This is a genomic window from Paenibacillus lentus, from assembly GCF_042714055.1.
Classification (GTDB): domain Bacteria; phylum Bacillota; class Bacilli; order Paenibacillales; family Paenibacillaceae; genus Fontibacillus; species Fontibacillus lentus_A.
Genome location: NZ_JBHGVC010000009.1, coordinates 109,397 through 133,010, shown reverse-complemented (window position 1 = coordinate 133,010; position 23,614 = coordinate 109,397). Strand labels below are relative to the sequence as shown.

The following is a 23,614-nucleotide window of genomic DNA, read 5'->3' as shown; positions in this document are numbered from 1 at the left end:
GATGGCGAAGACAGACTGGAGTTTGAACGACACGGTTCAGCCGCAGGATATGAATGCAATCGGGGAAGAGATTCATCAACTGCGTGAAGATGTGGATAATATCGAAATCCCTCCGGCATCAGTAGCGGAGGCGGGGATCGTGAAGCTCTCTAACGCTACGAACAGCACTAGTGAGACTTTGGCAGCAACACCACGAGCAGTAAAGTCGGCCTATGATGCGGCCACAGCAGCGCAAACTACGGCGAATGCGGCTAATACAGCGGCGGCAACAGCGCAGGCGAGGGCTGATTCGGCTTTTCAGCTTGGCAATGAGCGGAAAGCGGAAGTGGTTGCCGCGCTTGTTGCCAAAGGGATTTCGGCATCCACGAGTGAGAGTTGGGATTCGCTGATTACAAAAATGGCAGGGATTATTAAGGCGACTGGGAATGCTACAGCGGCGGATGTGTTAAGCGGAAAGACGTTTAGTAACGCTAGTGGGAATAACCTGGCCGGCACGATGCCGAACCGGGGCGCAGGTGGTACCATAACACCGGGGACGACTAACCACACAAAAGCAGCGGGTTATTATAGTAGTCCGATAACTGTTCAAGGTGATGCAAAACTACTGCCAGCGAATTTGCCTAAAGATGTAACGCTGTTTGGTGTCACTGGGGTTCTAGAACGTATGACTACAACTGAGAAGACGGCTATTGTGAGAGCTATAACAAACAAAGGCGTGCTAGCTTCGATATCTGACACAAACACTGTGCTGGCGGGGAAAATAGATCAGATTGTTACAGGTATAAAGAGTGCTTCTGGTTCGTTACAATTTTCAGGGAAGATAGATCAACGAACTATATCTAATCTAGATTTTACACCTCAATTGGCAGTAATTAGGGTTCAGCTTTATAGAGATAGTCGAGAAGGTGGCGATACAAACGGTTTTCAGCTATATGTATATTTTGTTGTCTCAAGAACAGCTAGTAGTTACCGGCTTGATGGTAGGGTTAGTAGCCCCATATATGGAAGCCATAATGTGAGTGCTTATTTAGATACAACATTTGGCGTAAACAATGTGATTCTAAACTTTGAAGGGAAAGATGTGTATCCTTACCAAACCATGAATTATACAATTTACGGTTAGGAATAAAACGAAGGGTTTTAAACAGTCCGGATAAGGTTTGTTTAGATGGAAAAACACTAGAGACTAAAAATTGGTAGGTGCTTTTTTAAATCCAAGTGTAGGAGTTTGTTATTTTAGATTTGGTATAAAAATGGATTATGGAAATGGATCTGAATCATCGATCCTATATGCAAATAACTATGGAGGGGCCAAATCCCGTAATATTATAGGGGTGCTAGTCTCCAATAGCGGAACAGCTTATTTAGTTGTTGATATGGATGGAAAATTTGCTATCGAGCAATATAACATGCATTTAACTTATTTTAATTTTCCATAGTATTAATTGATAAAAAGCACCTAGGTGTGCTTTTTTCATGCCCTCGGAGCGGATCTGGGGACAACCCCGTACACAAAAAGTGTTCTCTCATTACCACCGACCATCACTACCACGCTGGCCGAGGCGTTAACCTCGTATCATAAGCGAAGCTGTTGAGTGGGAGCCATTGTGGGAAGAACCAGCAAATCCTTCTTGAGCGGAGAACGAATGAAAAGCGCAACCGACCTGTCTATTATCTGGTGCCCACTTTTTATTCTAGCTGCATCTTGTCCGTTAGCGGGTGACCAGTCTCAGGAGTTCAGCCAAATCTATAGTCTCATCAATTTACTCTCACCAATTCCACAACCCCCATCCCCCCCTTTAGTAGGTTGGCGTAATACTTAATACTCCGGCTGGCCGCCCGCCGCACGATGTAATCGGCGTTACGCCTATAACTCGGAGTTATAGAAGGAAACCCGCCGCTTATGCGGCGGGTCTTCTCTTAATACATCAATGTAACCGTCGAATACTCGGCATTCTTGCTTAAAGGATTGTTCGTGATGGCAACAGCCAGTGAACGAGTATTCCGTGGGAGCTCGAAATGAATTTGTCCGTGCGGCTCCGGGGAAAGCGGGGGGTTCAAAATTTGGCTTTTAGACAGATCAGGATAATAGCGGGTGCCTTCGGCATCCACTAAAGTGAAATACTCGGCCCGGAGTTCGATATTTTTGTCATCTGCTATTTTCGCGCTGACGTTTACGGTCACGATTCGATTCCTATTCCGTTTCTGGTCCTCAAACGATTCGATAGTAATATCCAAATCCCCTATGGTTAACGTTTCCTCAACAGGAATAGGCGCGTTAGCTCCCTCTGAACTGCACCCGGCAGCTACCATAATTACTAGTAAAAATAGAATACTGAGTTTCTTCATGATTTCCTCCGACAATAGTACTAGGTCATAGCTTACCATATGTGGATGAGGAGGGAAATATATGAAATACTTTGACAACATGATACCTTAATCACTGCCAACCCCACTTAACACCCTATTCACCAGTTGATCCGCTTGGCGGGTCGTCTCTGGCAGGCGGTAACGCGGTGCCAGCTTCAATATCCAATCGCAGGCTGTTGCCAGTGAAATTTTATGACCTACCGAGACGAAAATCGGCTTGATCCCATCCTGCGTTCTTAGCACGCTGCCAATGACTTCCCCATGATCGATCAATGGAGACATAGCCCCTCTATCCGCGCCGGGCTTCTCGAATTCCCCTAGCAATCTAGTCTTGCCGCAGCCAATGGTAGGCATGTCCAAGAGGAGGCCCAAATGGCTAGCCAGGCCGAAGCGGCGCGGATGAGCCAAACCCTGCCCATCGCATACAATCAATTGCGGCGGCGTCTTGATCTGCTGAAATGCCTGAATGACCGGAGGGAGCTCCCTAAACGAGAATAGTCCCGGGATATAAGGGAATTGCACGTGATCTTCAACAACGACAGATTCTGCAACTTTCAAGGATTTCGCATCTAAAATCACAACCGCAGCGATTAGCTTGTCGCTATGCTTGCTATAAGCCACGTCGACTCCGGCGACATATTGGACGTCAGCCAGACCATCCTCTGCTATCACTTGCCTTGCCAGCTCTTGCTGCAATTGAACAGCTTCTTCTTCACTCAGATTCCATGAGTGCATCGCTCTAAGTTCCATATCGGGCCTCCAACATAATTAGGATCACTAGTATTGATTATAACCTAGTCATTGCTAGAGCAAGTCCATAATTATAATGTAAAAATGATAACGAGATTCATAGAATCCAAGTATAATATGAGAAGGAAAAGATTTTTTTACCACCATGTGAAAAGGATGGCCGAAAAACAATGAAATACTGGGCTGTATTAGGGATTGACCCTACAACGGACGAGTTCGTCATTAAGAAGGCGTACGCAAAGCAATTGCAGGTTCATCATCCGGAGGAGGATCCTGAGGGTTACCAGCTCCTGCGAGAAGCTTACGAATGGGCCAAGGAACGTGCCAGAGAATTGAAGGATGAAGAAGCCTATTGTGACATAGACGAGAGTGAATGGACCGAGAAAACAAACGATATTACATATGAGGAAATTGCGGTAATGCAGCAAACGTCATGGGAGGCTGACCTTTCTGTGGAGGCCGAGCCAGAGCGTCATCCGGCTCAAATGTTTTTTGAGCGAATGGAAGAGTTGTATGACGATTTTCTTCGCCGGATTGATCCTGAGGAATGGAACACGCTGATGACGAATGATTATATGTGGAATATGGAGTACCAGAGGGAGCGGCTGAACGGGCTTCTGCACTTCTTGGAAGATCATCGGCATTTGCCGCGGGCGGTATGGGAGATTTTAGACCAATCCTTTCAACTGCTGGAGGAAAAGGAATTTTTACTTGAAGCCTATGATGAGGATGAAATAGCTTTTATTATCGGGCAAATTCAGGGGACGGCAGAATTAGGATATGCCTGTTTTCAAGGCAAGCGGCTTGATTTTGATATTGAGCACTATCTCACGCTCCGGCAGGATGCCCAAACCCTGCTTATCGAGGATAACCCGGTGGCAGCCAGGGATGATTTGGCGGAGGCAAGTGCGATCTTCAAGGAGGATCCGGATCTGCAGCTCATGCGAGCTAAATGTTACATAAGGCTCGGGCAGAAGCTGGAGGCAATGTCTTGTCTGCAGCATGTTCTTGAGCTTAAGCCGGACGAGCATGAGGCCCGTTTGCTGCTTGCACACATTTTTTATGAAGAACGACGATTTGACGAGGCTTTGAGAGAGTGTGAGTTTTTACAGCAGCAAGAGGTGTTGAATCAGGATATATTAAGCATCTACGGCAATGCCCAAATCGAGCTGGGAGCTGTCGAGAAAGTTTGGAAGCAATACACACAAACCAAGCTCTTGTGGCAGGAATTTTACCATTTTCGTTACAATTTGCTATTGCTCCGGCTGAGAAATAAGCATCTGTTTTCCCAAGAACACAATCCCCATTACGCTGAGTTAAAAAAGGCAATCCGCAAGAACAACAGGTGGGTTTACGGTATTATCTGGTTTAGATTAAGCTGGCTGTACCTCTTATTATTCGGGCTTGCTTATTTTATATTTCGACTGCCTCCGGTTGTTCTGGTGTTATTGCCCATCATCCTATGCGGATGCGCTTGGAAGACCTTAAGAACAGCGAGGATGTTCTTCTCATGATCAGGGAGGTTGCTATAGTATGACTAATCCATATACCTTTTCGCAACGGAAGCGCTTGGAGCGGTATTTTCGCTGTCTCACGGCAAGCTGCCTTCAAGGCACGCTCAAAAATTATTATGTAGCTTATGAATTTGGCCTTGCGGAAAGGCTGGTTCGGAAAAGCATGATTCGTGAAGTGTTCAAGCACTGGAGTATTACGGATGCCGAGAGCTTGAAACGCCAAATCCGCTGGCTGATGGAGGATGGGGGGCGGGCGGAATACAAAAGCAGGCATATGCACCTCCTAGCACTTACAGAAACGTCGCGTCATCGTTACCTCGAAGCTATAAAGGAGGAAAATGATGAGAAGAATAATGCCAAATGGGATGTCGTGGTTAAATGCCTGCATCAGCTTCCCTCAGGGGACGTTCGGGCATACGGCTTGGCCTGGGCCATCTTGTTATGCCGCATTGGGCAAGTGAAGCGTTTCCTGAAGAAAGAAGAGGCATGGAACATTAAGCTGGAGGCCGCAGCCATGCTGCAGCAAACCTATAACAGCTGGGAGGATTTCTATTTAGCTTATTTATGCGGGAGCCATTATGCTGCGGAAAAGCCAGGAATCCACCCGTATGTGATGGTTTCGGGAATGCATGATTTATTGTCCGACAGCACCTTGTTATATCGCAAAATAAAGTGGGATCAACCTCTGCTGCCGAAGAGCAGAGATAAATAATACAATGCAGCATATGACTGCCGAACGCTGTTACCAAGGAAGTTGTCGATATGGACAGCTTCTTTGTTTCGTTAAGCCTTCAATATAACCTGGATTGATTTTTGAGTACATCTTACGGGCTGGATCGTATATAGTAATAATCCAATCGATTATTTCTGATCGATTAGGTTTACAATATAGGTAGTACAAACATGCATTTTATCAAGAATAAGAGGTGTTTCTTGGATGTGGCATTCGAAATCACAGGATGAAGTGCTTAAGGAACTGCAAGTCGATCCGGCTGTTGGGCTTTCTGAGGAAGAAGTACGCTCGAGGCTGGAGCAGCACGGGCCGAACAAACTAAAGGGCAAGCCGAAAAAAAGCACGATTGCTCTATTTCTGGCCCAGTTAAAGGATATGCTCATTTATGTGCTCTTGGGCGCAGCGGTAGTTACCCTCATCGTAGGGGAATATGTGGATGCTATCATTATTCTTGCTGTAGTTCTGCTCAATGCACTGATCGGCGTGTTCCAGGAGCATAAGGCCGAGAAGGCCATTGAAGCACTTCAGCAAATGACTACGCCCAAGTCGCTCGTTCGCCGTCAAGGAGAGGTGAAGGAGATCAATTCCGAGGACATCGTTCCCGGGGACATTGTCATACTGGATGCGGGTCGATACATACCGGCTGATCTCAGACTGCTCGAGAGCGCCAATTTGCAGATTGAGGAATCCGCTTTGACCGGCGAGTCCGTGCCTTCGGATAAAGATGCTGCTTCTCTGCTCGAAGATCCAAAGACTCCGATTGGGGATATGTCCAACATGGCCTTCATGTCTACTCTCGTGACCTATGGAAGGGGAGAAGGCATTGCCGTCGCTACGGGGATGAACACAGAAATGGGGAAAATCGCGACGATTCTGGATGAGGACATCCATGATTTGACCCCGCTGCAGAAGAAGCTCGAGGAGCTCGGCAAGACGCTTGGCTTTATTGCCATAGGCATCTGCGTTCTGATCTTTGTTATCGGTCTTATTCAGAAGCGGGATTTATTCGAGTTATTCCTGACGGCCATCAGCTTGGCCGTGGCAGCGATTCCGGAAGGTCTTCCGGCGATTGTTGCCATTGTGCTCGCACTGGGCGTGACCAGAATGTCCCGAATCAACGCGATCGTGAAAAAGCTTCCCGCTGTGGAGACGCTAGGCTCCGTTAATATTATTTGCTCTGATAAAACAGGTACACTGACCCAAAATAAAATGACGGTCGTGAAGTACTACACCGCGACTCCTCTCGGTGACGAACCTCCGGTGGAGTTAATTAAATCATTCGTGCTCTGCTCCGATGCAACGCATGAGAACGGGGAAAGCACGGGAGATCCGACCGAGGTTGCCCTCGTCATTTACGGCGAACAGAACAATATTATGAAGAAATCGCTGGAGGCCGAGTACAAAAGAGTCTCAGAGAAGCCTTTCGACTCTGATCGCAAGCTCATGTCTACACTAAACAAGACTAGAACGGGCTACCGTGTTCATACCAAAGGAGCCATCGATCAGCTGCTGAATATTTCCACCTCTGCGGTTGTGGGCGGGGAAGTTGTCCCCCTGACAGAGGAACTGAAGCAGCAATATTTGAAAGCGGCCGAGGGGATGTCGGATGATGCTTTGAGAGTACTTGGCGCAGCATACAAAGACACTGAGCAGCTTATATCGCCGGACGAGATGGAGCAGGATTTAACGATCTTGGGCTTCGTCGGCATGATTGACCCGCCGAGACTCGAAGTGAAGGATTCCATTCGTGAAGCGAAGTCGGCCGGGATTACAGCAGTGATGATTACGGGCGACCACCGGAACACGGCTGTAGCCATCGCCAAGGAGCTTGGCATTGCCGATTCAATCGATCAGAGCATGACGGGAGCAGAGATCGATGAGCTCTCCGACGAGGTGTTTGCACAAAAAATCAAGAACATTCGTGTATTTGCCCGGGTTTCGCCCGAGCACAAGGTGAAGATCGTGAAGGCGTATAAAGCGCAAGGAAATACGGTATCGATGACCGGCGACGGGGTAAATGATGCTCCTTCCTTAAAGAATGCCGACATCGGCGTGGCGATGGGAATCACTGGCACCGACGTTTCGAAGGGCGCTAGTGACATGATCTTAACCGACGACAATTTCACTACGATTGTGCATGCGATTCGAGAAGGACGAAATATTTATGCGAACATCCGCAAGACCGTTACCTTCCTCTTGTCCTGTAATTTCGGCGAGGTTGTTGCAATCCTGGCATCGATCCTGTTCTTCTGGCCACTGCCGCTATTGGCTACCCAGATTCTCTGGGTCAACCTGGTAACAGATACGTTGCCGGCTATTGCGCTAGGTGTGGATCCGGGGGAAAAGGATGTCATGAAGCGGAAGCCGAGAGATCCCAAGGAAAGCTTCTTCGCCGGTGGCGCCGCATTCCGGGCGATCCTTGGCGGCGTTCTGATCGGATCCTTAACTTTAGTTGCTTTTTACCTGGGATTAAGAGAGCATGGCTTCAGCCTGAACTCGGCGAATATCTCCGAAGAGGCGATGATGTATGCCCGGACAATGGCCTTCGTCGTTCTTGCCGCATCGCAGCTGTTTTACTCTTTTTCCAAGCGAAGCGACACGAAATCGATTTTCCAGGTCGGCTTGTTCTCTAACAAGCTTCTGGTCGGCGCGGTCATCGCGGGTCTGGTTCTCCAGTTTGCTTCGATCAGTATTCCATTCCTGGCGGCGGCGTTCAAAGTGCACAACCTATCCCTCGCAGACTGGGGAGTGGTCATTGGCTTAGCCTTGATCCCGCTGATCATAAACGAGGTTATCAAGGTGTTCATGCGAATGGGCGCGGCGAAGCAAGCGTAAGACTAAGATGGGCTGAAAAGATGATTCAAATAAAAACAAGGCTGTCGATTAGACGACAGCCTTGTTTTTATTTGAGAAATAAGCTCTAACGCAGATTGCAGCTTTTTGAACGTAATTCAATAGGCAAATATTTTGGAAAACTATAGGAAGGGGATTGCGAAGCTCGGGCTTCCTGTGCTACTATGAACTTGTCACTGAAAACGTTACCGATAAGGATTCCGATTACGTTTTCGGAAACGTTTCCGTAAACGCTATCATGATTATTGTATAAGGTTTTCATGACAAACGATATTTCACTTACGAAAGAGGGGTCTAGAATATGAGCAAGCTTAAGAAAATGTTAGGAATTATACTTGTACTCACTCTGGTAACTGTATTGGCAGCATGCGGCAAGAGCAATAATTCGGCTGCCGGCGAGAACGGTGATAAAAGCGAAGGTGCGGCCGGCGGAGCTAAAGAGATTTATTTCTTAAACTTTAAACCTGAAATTGCTGAGGTTTATGAGAAGATCGCTAAGGATTATGAAGCGGAAACAGGAGTAAAGGTAAAGGTTGTTACCGCAGCAAGTGGAACTTATGAAACGAAATTGAAATCGGAGATCTCCAAGAAGGATGCGCCGACGATTTTTCAAATCAACGGTCCCGTAGGCTATCAAGCTTGGAAAGATTACGCCCTGGATCTTAAAGATACGAAGCTCTACAGCTATTTATCCGATCCAAGTCTTGCCGTAACGAGCGAAGACGGTGTATATGGCATTCCTTACGTCGTAGAAGGTTATGGCATCATCTATAATGATGCGATCATGCAGAAGTATTTTGCTCTGCCGGACAAGGCAGTTTCTATCTCTTCGGCATCTGAAATCAATAACTTCGATACGCTGAAGGCTGTAGTGGAGGATATGACAGCGAAGAAGGATCAGCTTGACATCAAAGGTGTATTCGCTTCCACATCACTAGGCGCAGGCGAGCAGTGGAGATGGCAAACTCACCTGGCCAATCTGCCGCTGTATTATGAATTCAAGGATAATACGGAATTCGACAATACGGTTCTGGCTGGTCTGGCGGCGGATGAAGTTCAGTTCAAGTACGGCGACAATTTCAAGAACATTTTTGACTTATACACGAATAATTCGGTTACTAAAGGAGCGCTGCTGGGTGGAAAATCCGTAGCCGATTCCATGGCCGAGTTTGCGTTAGGCCAAGCCGCAATGGTTCAGAACGGGAACTGGGCTTGGGGCCAAATCAACGAAGTGGGCGGCAACGTAGTTAAGGCAGAGGATATTAAATTCCTGCCCATCTACACAGGCGTAAGCGGAGAAGAGAAGCAAGGCCTGGCCATCGGTACGGAGAACTACCTCTCGATCAACAGCAAAGTATCGCCTGAGAAGCAGCAGGCTTCGATCGCTTTCCTGGAGTGGCTGTTCACGAGTGACAAAGGAAAAGCATACGTTACGCAAGACTTAGGCTTTATCGCGCCATTTAATACATTTAATGAAAATGAAAAACCAGCCGATCCGTTGGCTAAAGAAGTGATGTCCTGGATGGAGAAGGACGTGACCTCTGTTCCTTGGACATTCGCAGCCTTCCCAAGCGAAGAATTCAAAAATCAATTTGGCGATGCTTTGCTGCAATATGTTCAAGGCAACCAAGCCTGGGATGAAGTCGTAAAGGTATTCACGGAGAGCTGGAAAGCGGAGAAGGCAAAATAAAGTTAGGTGTATGGGATGCCACTGGGTTGAAGAAAGCGCTCAGTGGCATCAATACGATGATCGACGTTTGAAGCATCTTGTTGAATACTGAGATAGGAGAAGAACACATGCAAAAGTCGATAAAGAAATATTTTGCCCTTTTTGCATTGCCGACGCTCATTGCCTTTTCGGTAGCTTTTGTCATACCGTTCTTACTGGGTGTATATTTGTCCTTCACGGAATTCACGACCGTGAACGATGCAAAGTGGGTAGGATTAAGCAACTACGTCAAGGCGTTTTCGAACCAGGATTTTTTGAATGCGTTATGGTTTACGGTGAAATTCACATTGGTCTCGGTACTTACGATCAATGTGTTTGCCTTTGCTCTTGCCATGCTGTTGACCCGGGGCAAAAAAGGAACGAACCTGTTTCGAACCGTATTCTTTATGCCGAATTTGATCGGCGGGATTGTGCTGGGTTACATCTGGCAGCTTATCATCAACGGCGTGCTGTATAATTTTGATCTTACTTTAACCTTTGATCCGAAGTATGGCTTCTGGGGACTTGTCGTGCTTATGAACTGGCAGCTGATCGGTTACATGATGATCATTTATGTAGCCGGTATTCAGAACGTGCCCAAAGATGTCATCGAGGTGGCGAAGATCGACGGCGCTTCCCGCTTTCAAGTATTGCGCAATGTTACACTGCCCTTAGTGATGCCTTCGATCACGATTTGTTTATTCCTGACATTGTCGAATTCGTTCAAGCTGTTTGACCAGAACCTGGCTTTGACGGCAGGCGCGCCATCGAAGCAGACAGCGATGCTCGCACTGGACATTTACAACACCTTCTACGGTAAGACGGGTTGGGAAGGCGTAGGTCAGGCCAAGGCAGTCGTATTTTTCGTCCTGGTTGCCCTAATCGCTTTAGTTCAACTTCTTATTACCAGAAGGAAGGAGGTCGAGAGCTGATGCAAAAGACAAATAAAGGGGCAGACGCTTTTATATTTCTTATTCTTCTCGTGCTGGCGGCAGCGTTCATATCACCGATCTTTATCGTATTGATGAACTCTTTTAAAGGAAAGTTCTTTATCAGCGATACCCCGTTTTTATTTCCCAATAGTGAAACATTCTCGGGGATTAGCAACTATACAAGCGGTATTGCCAAGACGGATTTCATCTCGGCCTTCGGTATGTCGCTGTTCATCACCGTCTTCTCCGTGGCCGTTATTGTCCTTTTTACGTCGATGACTGCCTGGTATATCACGAGAGTGAAGACAAGATTCAATCAACTGCTGTACTATATTTTTGTATTTTCGATGATCGTACCTTTCCAAATGGTGATGTTTACGATGACGAAGACGGCCAATGTGCTGAATCTCGATAATCCGATTGGCATTATTCTTATATATTTAGGCTTTGGGTCGGGCTTGTCTGTTTTTCTGTTCAGTGGATTTGTTAAATCCATCCCTATTGAAATTGAAGAAGCAGTCATGATTGATGGATGCAATCCCGCGCAGTCCTTCTTTAAAGTGGTTCTGCCGATCCTCAAACCGATTGCGATCACGGTCGCTATTCTGAACGTCATGTGGGTATGGAATGACTACCTGCTCCCTGATCTGGTCATCGGCAGCGAATACAAGACGATTCCGATTGCGATCCAGTATTTGAAAGGCGGATACGGCTCGATTGACATGGGAGCTATGATGGCGATGCTGGTGCTTGCCATTGTACCGATTGTAATATTTTATTTGCTTTGCCAGAAGTATATTATAGAAGGTGTTGTGGCAGGGGCAGTTAAGGGCTGACGATGGCTGCACTTCGATGGAAGCTGCCTTGTTTTCTATAATTTTAACTGCTATTCTAATGGAATGTAATTCAAGTAGTGGTTTACATTACGATGTAAGGGAAGAACGATATGGCTTCTATTACAATTAAAGATATTGCAAAGATGTGCGGTGTCGGGGTAACAACGGTTTCGAGAGCGATCAATAACCATCCTGATATTAGCGAAGAGACCAAGACGATGATCATGAAGGTCATCAAGGAGAATCATTATGTGCCGAATAACAGCGCCAGAAATTTGAAGCGCTCGGTATCCAAGACGATTGCGGTATTGATTAAGGGGATTACTAACCCGTTCTTTAATCCGATGATTCAAGTGTTCGAGAGGGAAACCCAGCGGAAAAAGTACTCGTTTATTTTGCAGCGGGTCGACGAGAAGCAGGACGAAATCGAGGTAGCCATCGAGCTGGAAAAAGAAAAGCGGCTGAAAGGCATCGTGTTCCTCGGAGGGTACTTCTCTCACTCCAAAGAGAAGCTGGATCAGCTATCCGTCCCTTTCGTTTTGAGTACGATCGGCATGACGGAAGAGTTCGATACCAATGATTATTCCTCCGTTTCGGTCGATGACGTGAAGGAGAGCTACAAAATCGTCGATTATTTATGCCGTGAAGGGCATCGTAAAATTGCGATCATTACGGCGCCGATGGATGATGTAAGTATCGGTAAATTGAGATATGAGGGGTATAAAAAGGCGTTGCAGCAGCACGGCATCGAATACGATGAAAGACTGGTACGCTGCATGAGAGAGGATATCGACAGTTATTCCATGGAGAACGGATATGAGGTTACCAAGGAACTGCTGCAGTCTGGCGAAGAGTTTACGGCAATTTATGCCGTGTCCGACAGCCTCGCAATCGGTGCATGCAAAGCGATATTCGAAGCCGGCCGAAGAGTGCCCGAGGATTATTCCGTCGTTGGCTTTGACGGGCTGGATATTTCCTTCTATTATAATCCGTCGATTACGACCATCAAACAGCCGACGGAGGAAATTGCTCAAGAGACGATCAAGATCTTATTCGATCTCATTGATAAGAAAATAACCCATGCACATAAAACGTTTCCCGGAGAGCTGGTCATCAGGAATTCTACGAAGCGTTTGAACTAGCGTTGTCGTTTAAGGTACCAGTATTCAAAAAGAGGAATGTTGAAGAGCCCTGTTCTCCCTTTGTAGGAGACAGGGCTCTATGTATTGCATGGCCGGCCGTTTGTCTTACTGCGCGCGAAACAGCTTTTTATCGAAGAATAATAAAATGACGAATAAGGCGATCGCGACCAGCAGGACGCAGGCCGGCAGAATGAAGGCGAGCAGTGTCGCCGTATTCTGCATTTTGTAGTAGACGAGCATGCCGAAGGGCATGAGTCCGCCGCCGATGAGGCTGCACCATACGTGGAGCTTAGCGATTTTGATCATGCTAATTTCTTTAAAGATATAGTAGAACATGCCGTACACGAACAAGGTCAGCCAGCCGACAACGAGAATATGGGCGTGCGCGGGAGTTAACGAATAGTCGGATCGTCCAGCCATATCCGCCCCGATCAAAGCGCCGATTAAGGAATAGACGGCAGCAATGCGCATTAACCATTTACTATATTTAGTCATCATACGCTCCCTAGAATTTTTATAGTGACCTGCCTATTTTAAATCAGAATTATGAACGCTATATGAACAAAGTGTGGCGAAGCTATTTAAGAATCCTTTTACGGTTCTTATTTGCAGTCCTCTTTCGTAATTCGTCAAGCCGTGTTAAGCATGCTACAATAGCGGGAGTGGAAAGGAGTGATACAGCAATGGCATTAGAAGTCGATGTTCAGGCCACCCCGAATCCGAATGCAGTAAAGATCAATGCAAGTGCGACGTTGTTTGAAGGCACTGGCAGTATGTCCTTGAAGAGCGGTGAGTCGACAGACCACCCTCTAGCGAGCGCTCTGCTGCGCATTGAAGGCGTTGACAACATTTTTGGATTGAGAGATTTTGTGACGATTACGAAAAAGCCGGAAGCGGATTGGGATGCGATTCTAGCAGAAGCGGAAGAGGCATTCAAGACCATTTACGGTTAGAAGAAAAGCGGCGGTTCCCTAAGGGGATTCGCCGCTTTTCTTTATGCTTTGTCACAAAACGGACTCCTTTGCCGTCCCATGGGAAACAGCACAAAGGAGTTGTGAAGAGATGGCCGAACTCACATGCCTGATCATGGGCGGCGGTTACGCAGGGATTCACGCAATTCGCTCTATTCAGGGAGCGTTTCAGAAGGCTGGGGAGACTTGGAGGATTCGCATCGTTCTAATCGACAAGGAAACCTATCACTTACGGAAGGTATTGCTTTTTAAGCCAGCTGCTGAGCAGGGGGATATTACGATCCCTTTTGATCGCATGTTTCCAGATATCCGCGTTGTCCGGGGAACTGTGGGGAGGATCGATCATGAAGGGAAGAAGGTTCACTATTGGGATAGCGAACGGAAGGAGTGTACGCTTGCTTATGATTTTGCTGTCCTAACGATTGGAAGCATCGTAAGACGGCCTGGAAAGGAGCAAGGCGGAATAGCCTTGACGGGACTGGAGGCGGCAGTGGACATTCGTAAGCATTGGCAGGAGAATATGCGCAAAGCAGCAGGGGAGACCCATCCGGAGGAGAAGCGACGGCTGCTGTCGATTGCGGTGGCCGGGGCAGGCATCAGCGGAATCGAGGCCTCGGCGGAACTGGCCCACTCTATGCGCAAAGAAGCCAAAGCTTTGCAAATTGACGCTGAAATGATCCAGGTGTATCTGATCAATGCACAAGCAAGGCTGTTTCCGGAGGGCCCTGTGAAGGTGGGGGTTAAGCTGGAGCAAAAGCTTCGCGATTATGGCGTAAACGTGATTCATGGCGTCAAGGTGCTTCAAGAGAAAGCGGGGATGGTGTCATTATCGAACGGCGAGGTTATTCCTGCAGGATTATGTGTATGGACGCTGGGGCTGCTGCCGAACCCGCTGCTGAGGGAAATGGGATTTCCGCTGACGCCCAGCGGGCAGGTTATCGTGGATTCAAGCTACCGGGTGCAAGGTATGGCAGGCGTTTACAGCATCGGAGATTGCGCGGGAATCGTTGACCCGGCTAATGGCCGATTCGATCGGATGACATGTAAAGAGGGAACCGCCCAGGCGGCCAGACTGGGATCGATTATGCAGGCTGATTTGCACGGCCTTCCGGCTCCGCAGCATAAGGAATACATGGATTTCTATTGCTTCAGCTTTGGAGCGGAGCGAGGAATGGTCTGGACTCGGCAATGGGGGCTGGATATGATAATAACAGGCAGGCTAGGTTGGAAAATTCGCAAGCTTACCTGGGATTTAGCCAGCCTGGTGAGGTAAGGGGATTTTTACGAGCAACAGAAGGGGATAAATCTATTTGCTCAAAGCCATGTGAAAGGACGTATACGCATAATGCAGGAGCTGTATGAAAAGTATAGAAGATTACTATATACACTGGCATATCAACTGACCGGCTCCGCAGCGGATGCTGAGGATGCGGTGCAGGAAGTTTTCCTGAAAATCCATGTTATGAACACGGAGCATATAGAAGAGCCCAAAGCTTATTTATGCAAAATGGTGACGAACCGCTGCCTGGATCTGCTGCAATCGTCCCGGAAACGGCGTGAGCAATATATCGGCCCATGGCTGCCCGAGCCGGTGCCGACATCCACTGAAGATGCTCTGCAAACGGTTATCCGGGAGGAACTGCTGTCGTACGCCATGCTTGTTCTGCTGGAACGCTTGTCTCCGGCAGAACGGGCAGTCTTCGTGCTTCGCGAGGCACTCGGCTTCAATTACCTTGAAATTGCTGGATTGATGGACAAGAGCGAGGCGAATTGCCGGAAGCTGATGAGCCGGGCTCGGGGAAAAATGGGGATGGCCGATGCCAAGCTTATCAGCTATGAGGCAGTAGGTGAGCCATGGGTTCAGGCATTTATTCAGGCGCTCAAGCAGGGAAATGTCGAAGTATTGTTATCGATGCTTACCGACGATGTCGTCGTTCTCTCCGACGGAGGAGGCAAAGTAACTGCAGCAATCCGCCCAATCTCATCGCGAGACCATGTCAGCCGCTTCCTGATGGGTCTAATGCGGCAAGCAGTTCATCAAGCAGACGTCTGTATCAAACCGGTATCTGTAAATGGAGAGACTGGCATTATTATTCATTCGTCAGGCAATGTTGACACGATCGTATTGATGCACGTGGAGGGAGGCGCGGCTCGTCAGCTCTATTTTATTAGAAATCCGGATAAGTTGACTCATATAAAGTGATGCGATGGATAAGGGGGAACCAAGGATAAGGATCCCCGGACGAAACGAAAGTTTCTCCGCTAACAGGTTGACTTTAAATTTTACTATATGGTATATAAAAGGAAGAATTAGCACTCTGCAAACCTGAGTGCTAACAAGGCGGAGAGCAGCTAAGTCAAGCTCGAACAGGCGCCGTAAAATGAACCAAAGGAATGAAAGGAGATTATTTTTCATGGCAAAGAAAGAGTTTCAGGCGGAATCCAAAAGATTGCTGGAAATGATGATCAACTCCATTTATACGCAGAGAGAGATTTTTCTAAGAGAGCTTATCTCCAACTCCAGCGATGCAATCGATAAAATATATTACAAGGCGTTGACCGACGACAACCTTGTGTTCAACCGCGAGGATTACTTCATTAAAATTACAGCGGATAAGGACAACCGGACGCTCACGATTTCCGATACCGGGATCGGCATGACTCAGGAAGAGCTGGAGAACAACCTGGGGGTCATTGCAAAGAGCGGCTCCTTGGCGTTTAAGAAAGAGAATGAAGCGAAGGATGGTCACAACATCATCGGCCAGTTCGGCGTAGGATTCTATTCGGCATTTATGGTGGCTGACGTCGTAACGGTCATCAGCAAGCCGTTCGGCAGTGAAGAGGCATTTAAGTGGGAGTCAGAAGGTGCAGATGGCTATACCATTGTTCCGTTTGAGAAAACGACGCCAGGTACCGATATTATTTTAAAAATCAAAGAGAATACGGAAGAGGATCAATACGATGAGTTCCTGGAGGAGTACCGTCTAAGAGCCATTGTCAAGAAATATTCGGACTTTATTCGTTATCCGATCAAAATGGACGTGACCGGGCAGCGTCCTAAGGAAGGCGCCGAGAACGAGTTCGAGGAATACAAGGAAGAGCAAACGATCAACAGCATGGTGCCGATTTGGCGGAAAAATAAAAACGAGCTGACCGCAGAGGACTACGAGAACTTCTACCACGAGAAGCGCTACGGCTTCGACAAACCGCTGAAGCATATCCATATCAGCGCGGACGGAGCGGTCGTCTACAATGCGATCCTGTTCATTCCGGAGAATACGCCTTTTGATTATTACACGAAAGAGTATGAAAAAGGGCTTGAGCTCTATTCCAACGGCGTGCTGATCATGGACAAATGCGGCGACTTGCTGCCGGACTATTTCGGCTTCGTCAAAGGGATGGTGGATTCCGAGGATCTGTCGCTCAACATTTCCAGAGAGCTGCTGCAGCACGACCGTCAGCTAACCTTAATCGCCCGGAACATTAAGAACAAGATTAAGGGCCAGCTGCAAAGCATGCTGAAGGACGAAAGAGAGCAATACGAGAAATTCTATGACTCCTTTGGCCGCCAATTGAAATACGGCGTGTACAGCGACTATGGCACAAATAAGGAAGACCTGCAGGATCTATTGATGTTCTACTCCTCCAAGGAGAAGAAGCTTGTTACGTTGGATGAGTACGTCTCCAGAATGCCGGAAGATCAGAAATATATTTACTATGCCTCCGGCGAATCGATTGAAAGAATCGAGAAGCTGCCGCAGACAGAGCTTGTAGCTGACAAAGGCTATGAAATTCTATATCTCACCGACGATATCGACGAGTTCGCGATCAAAATGATCATGAGCTACAAGGAAAAGGAATTCAAATCGGTATCCAGCGGCGACCTTGGCATTGAGCCGGACGATAAAGATAAAGAAGCTGAAGCGAACGAGAGCAGCAACAAGGAGCTGTTCGAAGCGATGCAGGGCATCCTGGGCGGCAAAGTGAAGAGCGTTAAAGCGTCGAAGCGTCTGAAATCCCATCCGGTGTGCTTGTCAACGGAAGGCGAGCTGACGATCGAGATGGAGAAAATCCTGAAATCGATGCCGAACAGTCAGGATGTGCAGGCCGATAAGGTGCTGGAAATCAACATGAATCACGAGGTGTTCCAATCGCTTAAGGCTGCTCATGATAGTGATCAGGAGAAGCTCAGTCTTTATACGAACCTGTTGTACAACCAGGCTCTGTTGATCGAAGGCCTGCCAGTTCAAGATCCGGTGGAGTTCACGAATAGTATCTGCAAGATCATGGTGTAATGGGAAGCGAAAGGTTCGGTTTTTCGGGTTAGGCTGCAGGGAAAGACCTCCATTTGAACCTCCAATCGAATATCGGTTAAAATGATAGGAGGAGCTTACAGGGCTCCTCCTATTTCTATTTATAGAAGAGAGGCCGTTGCTAAATGATCATCAAATTCATTCGTTTGCGTTAATGAGGGGTACAGAAGGGTAATCTCAGGCTTTTTATTTTTTTAGAAAAAGGATGCCTGGGCTTATTTATCTGTGCCTTTTTTCATTCACCCAAATACGAATGAATGAGGTGCTATAGTGTGTCAAAATTTAATGTCATGCCAGGCGATAAGGTGATTTGCCCCATTTGTGCGGAAAAGCTGCGGCAACAAGGCAGCAGTCTGGTTTGCCGTAATAGCCATTGCTTTGATATAGCGAGGCAGGGATATGTCAATTTCCTGCTGCAAGCTCCTAAGGCGAAATATGATAAGCGTTTATTCCAATCCCGCGCCAGAATTAGCCAGGCCGGGGCGTTTAGGGGGCTTACCGATCGCTTGGGCGAGATACTGCAGCAGAAGCTGCAGCTAGAAAATCCGCAGCGGCACCGGGCTGACGGGCGCGATGCTATCGCGATTTTGGATGCGGGCTGCGGGGAAGGCTCTCATCTTACCTCGCTGCAGCGGCAGTTTGCCGGGAGGAGCGGGAGCCAGCTTTTTGCGGCAGGGATCGACATTTCCAAAGAGGGCATCAGAATGGCGGCGAAGAGTAACCCCGAAGTGATGTGGGGGGTTGCTGACCTGGCGAAATGCCCATTTGCGGAGCAATCCTTTGATTTCATCATTAATATCCTATCGCCGGCCAATTACGCGGAGTTCCATCGAATGCTTACGTCCGAGGGATTTGTTCTGAAAGTCATTCCCGGCAAGGAGTATTTGCAGGAGATACGGCAGGCGCTATATGATAAGACCGAGCGGAGGTTATATTCCAATGACAGGACGATCGAGCTGTTTCGTCGTCATTTTGAGCTCACGGACATGGAGCGGGTAAAGTACGAGGTGAATCTGGATCAGGAGCATTTCATGCACCTGCTGCGGATGACTCCATTAGCATGGCAGGCATCTGAGGAGCAAATTCGGCAGATGACCAAGATAAGCGGGGGAGTGGCCGTGACCTTCGACTTCGATATTTTAATGGGCAAGAAGAAATAGCTTCATTAACCAAAATAAGAGGGAGCAGACGAAGAGTCTGCTCCCTTGCTTGTTCATTTGGGCCGTCAGCTGCTTGCTGCTCAGTGACTCTCGTTTTAAGCTCCGTGACGATTTATAGAGAATCTTCATTCCGGGACTCTGCCCAAAGCGCGCAAAAGTGGATGGTTAATTTAATCCATTCCGTTTAACATGATTTTAGATGATAGGAACCACGACTAGAGGAACAACATGAGGCTGTGGTTCTTTTGCAGGCAATAGTTCTATGCCATGATGGGGATAGGAGCGATAGATATGTATCAGGATTTTAAAATTAAAGCAGACCGCCCGGTCTACATTCAAGTGAAAGAGTATTTGAAGCGAATGATGTTAAAAGGAGTGCTTCAAACCGATCAGAAGCTGCCCTCTACGCGGGAGCTCAGCGAGCTGATGAACGTTAGCCGCAACACGATTATTTCGGCTTATATCGGCCTGGAGGAAGAGGGTATGATTTACACCCGAAAGGGAAAGGGCAGTTATATTGCAAAGATGACGCCCCGTGTCACGGCCTCCCCCTGGGAGCTGGATTGGAGGCAGCGAATGAACAGCCAAGCGCTGCTGGCCGAAGAAATGGATTTAATGAAGCACGGTATACGGGCGGAAAGAGGGACGATATCATTTACAAGCATCGCGCCGAATGAGAAGCTGTTTGATTTGGACAATGTGAAACGGGCATTTCTTGACCGGATGGCGGTGGAAGGGGAAGTCCTGCTCAATTACGGCTATGCCAAGGGATATAAGCCGTTAATTGATTTCTTAAAGCAATATATGGAGCAGAAAGGCGTGGATTTATCAGGCAAGGATTTACTTATCACGAACGGCTTTACGGAGGGGTTGGATCTGGTGCTGTCCGCCCTGACGAAGCGCAGCGGAGCTGTCATTTGCGAGAATCCGACCCATCATACGGCGATCAAAAACTTGCGGCTGCATGGGTATGAAATTACGGGTATCGGCATGGAGAGGGACGGCATGAATTTGGAACAGCTCGAACGGATGCTATCGCGCCAGTCCTTTGATTGTGCTTATTTGGTGCCCTCCTACCATAATCCAACAGGAATCGTTACGTCCCCGGAGAAAAGACTGGAGCTTATAAGGCTGATGACCCGCTATCAGGTTCCCGTTATCGAGGATGGGTTCAATGAAGAACTTCGTTATTCGGGCTCCCATGTGTCTCCGCTCATCGCAACGGCTGGCCAGGGGAACGGAGTGATCTATCTAGGAAGCTTCTCGAAGGTGCTGTTTCCCGGCCTCCGGGTAGGCTGGGTGCTAGCGGATCAAAAGCTGATCTATTACCTGGAAAGCCTGAAGCGGGCTCGCAGTATTCATACATCAACGCTAGATCAATCCATTTTGTACCAGTATTTATTAAATGGAAACCTGGATAAATATTTGCGAAAAGCCCGGGCGGAATATAAACGGAAGTACGAATGGACGAAGCAGTGCTGCGAGACGCATATGCCTTACAGCCAGCTTACCGGAGACGGGGGATTGCATTTATTCGTGTCCTTTGCTGAAGGATTTGATACGAGACGGCTATTGGAGCTCTGCAAGCAGAGAGGCGTCATTTTTACGCCGGGAGATATTTTTCATACGGATGGAAGCGGGCAGCACACGATGCGGCTTGGCTTCTCCCGCGTGAGTGATGAGGATATTGAAACGGGGATTAAGATCATTGGGCAGGCCGCCAAAGAGCTGTTAGCATAGTGAAGCTTGCGATATGAGAGAGTGCTTGTATCGTACAACATGGGGAGAGGGAGTGGCTGAAATGAGCAAGGATTGGGTAAACCCGGTGGTACAGGAAATACCGCCTTCGGGGATCAGAGCTTTTGTAGGAGCTGTCGATAAGGATGTCATATCGCTGGCGATAGGGGAACCGGATTTCGTAACGCCTAGACCTGTCATCGAGGCTTGCATCGAGGCGCTGAACCGGGGAGCGACGGGTTATACTCCGAATGCCGGGCTCATGGAATTGCGTGAAGAAATTGCACGCTATCTGTATACGAGCTTCCGTTTGAGCTATAGTCCTTCTACGGAGATGTTCGTCACTGTGGGCAGCAGCGAAGCAGTAGATCTGGCACTGCGTACGATTCTCATGCCGGGTGATGAAGTCATCGTTCCAACGCCGAGTTACATAGCTTATACGCCGCTGGCACAGCTGCATGGAGGCAAGGTAGTAGAGGTACAGACCTCTGAGCAGGAGCAGTTCAAGCTTCGAGCCTGGGAGTTAGAGCGTCATCTCACGCCCCGTTCTAAGGTGTTAATTTTGAATTACCCGAACAATCCGACAGGGGCGGTCATGACGAGAGAGGATTTGGTGCCGATTGCCGAGCTTGCCATTACTCATGATCTCCTCGTCATTTCGGATGAAATCTATGCTGAACTGAGCTATGGAAGGCGGCACACGAGCATTGCCTCGCTGCCCGGCATGAAGGAGCGAACGCTCGTCATCAGCGGTTTCTCCAAAGCGTTTGCGATGACAGGCTGGCGGGTCGGGTATGTGTGTGGAAATACCGAACTGATCGCTGCCATGCTGAAAATCCATCAATATACCGCAATGTGTGCGCCGGTGCTGGGACAAGTGGCGGCGATCGAATCGCTGCGCAACGGATTAAGCGACATGAGTCAGATGATCGAATTCTACAATCAACGCCGACAATGGCTGGTTACGGCATTCCGGGATATTGGACTGCCGTGTCATGAACCGGCCGGAGCCTTCTACGTATTTCCGTCGATTGCCCAAACGGGACTCAGCTCGGAGGAGTTCGCGCTGCGCCTGTTGAAGGAGGCGGGCGTAGCGGCCGTACCTGGACATATATTCGGAGCGGGAGGAGAAGGGTATATCCGCTGCTCCTATGCCACAGGGCTGCCACAGCTGCAACAAGCTCTGGAGCGAATCGAACGGTTTATGAGAATGCCTCTGCGGCAAACTTCTTAATACTTCGTTTTATCAGCAACGCTCGCCGGAAGGCGAGCGTTGTTGTGCTGAATAGTACATTTGTGACTTCTTATCCGCAGATGTTCTGCATGTACTTCCAATGAGCAGGAAATAACTAGGAGTGGTATATGACATTTATCACGTTCAAGTACTGACGGATATCTCTGTCTGGCCTGGGCTGTATTTTCTATAATAAAAGTACATCAAAGAAATCGGCGTTCCAATCGTTCCAGCGAAGTATTGGCACGTCACACCCGGGAGGGAAATTATAGATGATCAAGTCCAACCGTCTGTCCGAATTGAAGAAAAACGTAGCTCCCTATGAGGAAATCGATACAAAATCGAGTGTCCGTCAGCTGGTCAACACCTTGCTTCCTCTCATTCTTTTATGGTATGGCGCGTATATGAGCCTGTCGGTATCCTATTGGCTGACCCTGCCGATCACCATCATTGCCGGTGGTTTTCTTGTCAGAACCTTCATTATATTCCACGACTGCTGTCACCAGTCCTTTTTTAAGAGTCGGCTGGCAAACGAAATATTAGGGACGATTACTGGCGTTCTCACGCTTTGTCCTTATCAGCAATGGAAAAATACTCATTCGATCCATCACGCAACGAGCAGCAATCTCGATAAGCGCGGCGTTGGGGATATGTGGCTGCTGACGATTGATGAGTATATGGCCGCTTCGACCTGGACGAAGTTCGTCTATCGGATGTATCGCAATCCGGTCATGATGCTCATAATCGGGCCGATCTATATTTTTCTCGTAGCTTATCGTTTTAATCGCAAGGGCGCACGGAGAAAAGAAAGAATCAGTACTTATGTGACAAATGTCGCTTTAATCAGTCTGTATGCGTTGCTGATATGGGCGATCGGCTGGCAGGCCTTTGTGCTGGTGCAGCTTCCGATCTTCTTCATATCCGGGATGCTGGGAATTTGGTTGTTCTATGTCCAGCACCAGTTCGAGCACTCCTATTTTGAGCATGACGAGGAATGGGAATATGTGAACGCGGCCGTTGAAGGAAGCTCTTACTATAAGCTGCCCAAGGTATTGCAATGGATTACCGGGAATATCGGCTTCCACCATGTTCACCATTTGAGCCCGAAGGTGCCGAACTATAATCTGGAGAAAGCCCACGAGGCTACGCCGCCGCTGCAGAAAGCAACGACGATCACGATTAGAACGAGTCTGAGATCGCTGCGATTTCGTCTATGGGACGAGCAGAATAAGACATTTATTTCTTTCAAGGAGCTGAAGGCTGTCCGGCGCAAAAGCCTCCTAAGCTCGGCAAAGATCCCGAGCGTGCAAGGAATTCAAGGAAAATAATCGAGAGATCAAGCCCATTACTTTTTCGTAACG

The 23,614-nt window shown here is 48.1% G+C and carries 19 protein-coding genes; 16 read left to right on the top strand and 3 right to left on the bottom strand.

Features of this window, described 5'->3' with window-relative positions:
* Position 1: 1 nt before the first annotated feature.
* Positions 2–1,123 (top strand): phage tail protein, encoded by a 1,122-nt coding sequence (locus ACE3MQ_RS27415; RefSeq protein WP_463140339.1) that lies wholly within the window; start codon positions 2–4, stop codon positions 1,121–1,123.
* A 797-nt stretch (positions 1,124–1,920) separates the two neighbouring features.
* Here the strand turns inward: ACE3MQ_RS27415 and ACE3MQ_RS19500 are convergent.
* Together ACE3MQ_RS19500 and nfi are read right to left on the bottom strand one after the other, a co-directional pair.
* A complete protein-coding gene (locus tag ACE3MQ_RS19500; RefSeq protein WP_379395734.1) occupies positions 1,921–2,349 on the bottom strand; it encodes a DUF4352 domain-containing protein in 429 nt (142 codons plus the stop codon).
* Positions 2,350–2,436: 87 nt separating this feature from the next.
* The gene (gene nfi / locus ACE3MQ_RS19495; RefSeq protein WP_379395732.1) at positions 2,437–3,120 is read right to left on the bottom strand and encodes a deoxyribonuclease V; all 684 of its coding nucleotides are present in this window, start codon (positions 3,118–3,120) and stop codon (positions 2,437–2,439) included.
* A 170-nt stretch (positions 3,121–3,290) separates the two neighbouring features.
* Here nfi and ACE3MQ_RS19490 point away from each other — a divergent pair, with 170 nt between their 5' ends.
* From ACE3MQ_RS19490 to ACE3MQ_RS19460, 7 genes are all read left to right on the top strand, one after another.
* On the top strand, positions 3,291–4,634 hold the full coding sequence (locus ACE3MQ_RS19490) for a tetratricopeptide repeat protein (protein WP_379395730.1): 1,344 nt from the start codon (positions 3,291–3,293) through the stop codon (positions 4,632–4,634).
* A gap of 19 nt (positions 4,635–4,653) precedes the next feature.
* Positions 4,654–5,346: a DUF1266 domain-containing protein gene (locus ACE3MQ_RS19485; protein ID WP_379395728.1), complete on the top strand. Its 693-nt coding sequence runs from the start codon at positions 4,654–4,656 to the stop codon at positions 5,344–5,346.
* Positions 5,347–5,571: 225 nt separating this feature from the next.
* Positions 5,572–8,202, top strand: coding sequence for a cation-translocating P-type ATPase (locus ACE3MQ_RS19480; protein WP_379395726.1), 2,631 nt, complete (start codon positions 5,572–5,574; stop codon positions 8,200–8,202).
* A gap of 319 nt (positions 8,203–8,521) precedes the next feature.
* On the top strand, positions 8,522–9,910 hold the full coding sequence (locus ACE3MQ_RS19475; RefSeq protein ID WP_379395723.1) for an ABC transporter substrate-binding protein: 1,389 nt from the start codon (positions 8,522–8,524) through the stop codon (positions 9,908–9,910).
* Between the two features lie 107 nt (positions 9,911–10,017).
* Entirely contained in the window at positions 10,018–10,860 is an 843-nt protein-coding gene (locus ACE3MQ_RS19470) for a carbohydrate ABC transporter permease (RefSeq protein WP_379395721.1), read from the top strand.
* Complete coding sequence (locus ACE3MQ_RS19465) at positions 10,860–11,696, top strand: carbohydrate ABC transporter permease (protein ID WP_379395719.1); 837 nt, start codon at positions 10,860–10,862, stop codon at positions 11,694–11,696. The genes ACE3MQ_RS19470 and ACE3MQ_RS19465 overlap by 1 nt, the downstream gene beginning before the upstream one ends.
* Before the next feature lie 110 nt (positions 11,697–11,806).
* Positions 11,807–12,838 carry a LacI family DNA-binding transcriptional regulator gene (locus tag ACE3MQ_RS19460; RefSeq protein WP_379395717.1) on the top strand — a complete coding sequence of 344 codons (1,032 nt, stop codon included), beginning with the start codon at positions 11,807–11,809 and terminating at the stop codon, positions 12,836–12,838.
* 105 nt (positions 12,839–12,943) lie between these two features.
* Here ACE3MQ_RS19460 and ACE3MQ_RS19455 read toward each other — a convergent pair whose 3' ends face one another.
* On the bottom strand, positions 12,944–13,333 hold the full coding sequence (locus tag ACE3MQ_RS19455; RefSeq protein ID WP_379395715.1) for a hypothetical protein: 390 nt from the start codon (positions 13,331–13,333) through the stop codon (positions 12,944–12,946).
* Between the two features lie 188 nt (positions 13,334–13,521).
* Between ACE3MQ_RS19455 and ACE3MQ_RS19450 the strand changes: the two genes are divergently transcribed.
* The 8 genes from ACE3MQ_RS19450 (at position 13,522) to desA (ending at position 23,581) form a co-directional block, all read left to right on the top strand.
* The gene (locus tag ACE3MQ_RS19450; protein WP_379395713.1) at positions 13,522–13,791 is read left to right on the top strand and encodes a NifU N-terminal domain-containing protein; all 270 of its coding nucleotides are present in this window, start codon (positions 13,522–13,524) and stop codon (positions 13,789–13,791) included.
* A 109-nt stretch (positions 13,792–13,900) separates the two neighbouring features.
* Entirely contained in the window at positions 13,901–15,082 is a 1,182-nt protein-coding gene (locus ACE3MQ_RS19445) for an NAD(P)/FAD-dependent oxidoreductase (protein ID WP_379395711.1), read from the top strand.
* A 72-nt stretch (positions 15,083–15,154) separates the two neighbouring features.
* Positions 15,155–16,012, top strand: coding sequence for an RNA polymerase sigma-70 factor (locus ACE3MQ_RS19440; RefSeq protein ID WP_379395709.1), 858 nt, complete (start codon positions 15,155–15,157; stop codon positions 16,010–16,012).
* 211 nt (positions 16,013–16,223) lie between these two features.
* Entirely contained in the window at positions 16,224–18,104 is a 1,881-nt protein-coding gene (gene htpG, locus ACE3MQ_RS19435; protein ID WP_379395707.1) for a molecular chaperone HtpG, read from the top strand.
* A gap of 290 nt (positions 18,105–18,394) precedes the next feature.
* Positions 18,395–19,282 carry a putative RNA methyltransferase gene (locus ACE3MQ_RS19430; protein ID WP_379395705.1) on the top strand — a complete coding sequence of 296 codons (888 nt, stop codon included), beginning with the start codon at positions 18,395–18,397 and terminating at the stop codon, positions 19,280–19,282.
* A 291-nt stretch (positions 19,283–19,573) separates the two neighbouring features.
* Positions 19,574–21,022: an aminotransferase-like domain-containing protein gene (locus ACE3MQ_RS19425; RefSeq protein ID WP_379395703.1), complete on the top strand. Its 1,449-nt coding sequence runs from the start codon at positions 19,574–19,576 to the stop codon at positions 21,020–21,022.
* Between the two features lie 61 nt (positions 21,023–21,083).
* Positions 21,084–22,253, top strand: coding sequence for an aminotransferase class I/II-fold pyridoxal phosphate-dependent enzyme (locus tag ACE3MQ_RS19420; protein ID WP_379395701.1), 1,170 nt, complete (start codon positions 21,084–21,086; stop codon positions 22,251–22,253).
* 272 nt (positions 22,254–22,525) lie between these two features.
* Complete coding sequence (gene desA / locus ACE3MQ_RS19415) at positions 22,526–23,581, top strand: Delta(5) desaturase DesA (protein ID WP_379395699.1); 1,056 nt, start codon at positions 22,526–22,528, stop codon at positions 23,579–23,581.
* The last annotated feature ends 33 nt before the right edge of the window (positions 23,582–23,614 follow it).

What these genes read in the sequence shown, in the direction of transcription:
- ACE3MQ_RS27415 (WP_463140339.1), top strand. Translation starts at nt 2, where the DNA reads ATGGCGAAGACAGACTGGAGTTTGAACGACACGGTTCAGCCGCAGGAT.
- ACE3MQ_RS19500 (WP_379395734.1), bottom strand. Translation starts at nt 2,349, where the DNA reads ATGAAGAAACTCAGTATTCTATTTTTACTAGTAATTATGGTAGCTGCC.
- nfi (WP_379395732.1), bottom strand. Translation starts at nt 3,120, where the DNA reads ATGGAACTTAGAGCGATGCACTCATGGAATCTGAGTGAAGAAGAAGCT.
- ACE3MQ_RS19490 (WP_379395730.1), top strand. Translation starts at nt 3,291, where the DNA reads ATGAAATACTGGGCTGTATTAGGGATTGACCCTACAACGGACGAGTTC.
- ACE3MQ_RS19485 (WP_379395728.1), top strand. Translation starts at nt 4,654, where the DNA reads ATGACTAATCCATATACCTTTTCGCAACGGAAGCGCTTGGAGCGGTAT.
- ACE3MQ_RS19480 (WP_379395726.1), top strand. Translation starts at nt 5,572, where the DNA reads ATGTGGCATTCGAAATCACAGGATGAAGTGCTTAAGGAACTGCAAGTC.
- ACE3MQ_RS19475 (WP_379395723.1), top strand. Translation starts at nt 8,522, where the DNA reads ATGAGCAAGCTTAAGAAAATGTTAGGAATTATACTTGTACTCACTCTG.
- ACE3MQ_RS19470 (WP_379395721.1), top strand. Translation starts at nt 10,018, where the DNA reads ATGCAAAAGTCGATAAAGAAATATTTTGCCCTTTTTGCATTGCCGACG.
- ACE3MQ_RS19465 (WP_379395719.1), top strand. Translation starts at nt 10,860, where the DNA reads ATGCAAAAGACAAATAAAGGGGCAGACGCTTTTATATTTCTTATTCTT.
- ACE3MQ_RS19460 (WP_379395717.1), top strand. Translation starts at nt 11,807, where the DNA reads ATGGCTTCTATTACAATTAAAGATATTGCAAAGATGTGCGGTGTCGGG.
- ACE3MQ_RS19455 (WP_379395715.1), bottom strand. Translation starts at nt 13,333, where the DNA reads ATGACTAAATATAGTAAATGGTTAATGCGCATTGCTGCCGTCTATTCC.
- ACE3MQ_RS19450 (WP_379395713.1), top strand. Translation starts at nt 13,522, where the DNA reads ATGGCATTAGAAGTCGATGTTCAGGCCACCCCGAATCCGAATGCAGTA.
- ACE3MQ_RS19445 (WP_379395711.1), top strand. Translation starts at nt 13,901, where the DNA reads ATGGCCGAACTCACATGCCTGATCATGGGCGGCGGTTACGCAGGGATT.
- ACE3MQ_RS19440 (WP_379395709.1), top strand. Translation starts at nt 15,155, where the DNA reads ATGCAGGAGCTGTATGAAAAGTATAGAAGATTACTATATACACTGGCA.
- htpG (WP_379395707.1), top strand. Translation starts at nt 16,224, where the DNA reads ATGGCAAAGAAAGAGTTTCAGGCGGAATCCAAAAGATTGCTGGAAATG.
- ACE3MQ_RS19425 (WP_379395703.1), top strand. Translation starts at nt 19,574, where the DNA reads ATGTATCAGGATTTTAAAATTAAAGCAGACCGCCCGGTCTACATTCAA.
- ACE3MQ_RS19420 (WP_379395701.1), top strand. Translation starts at nt 21,084, where the DNA reads ATGAGCAAGGATTGGGTAAACCCGGTGGTACAGGAAATACCGCCTTCG.
- desA (WP_379395699.1), top strand. Translation starts at nt 22,526, where the DNA reads ATGATCAAGTCCAACCGTCTGTCCGAATTGAAGAAAAACGTAGCTCCC.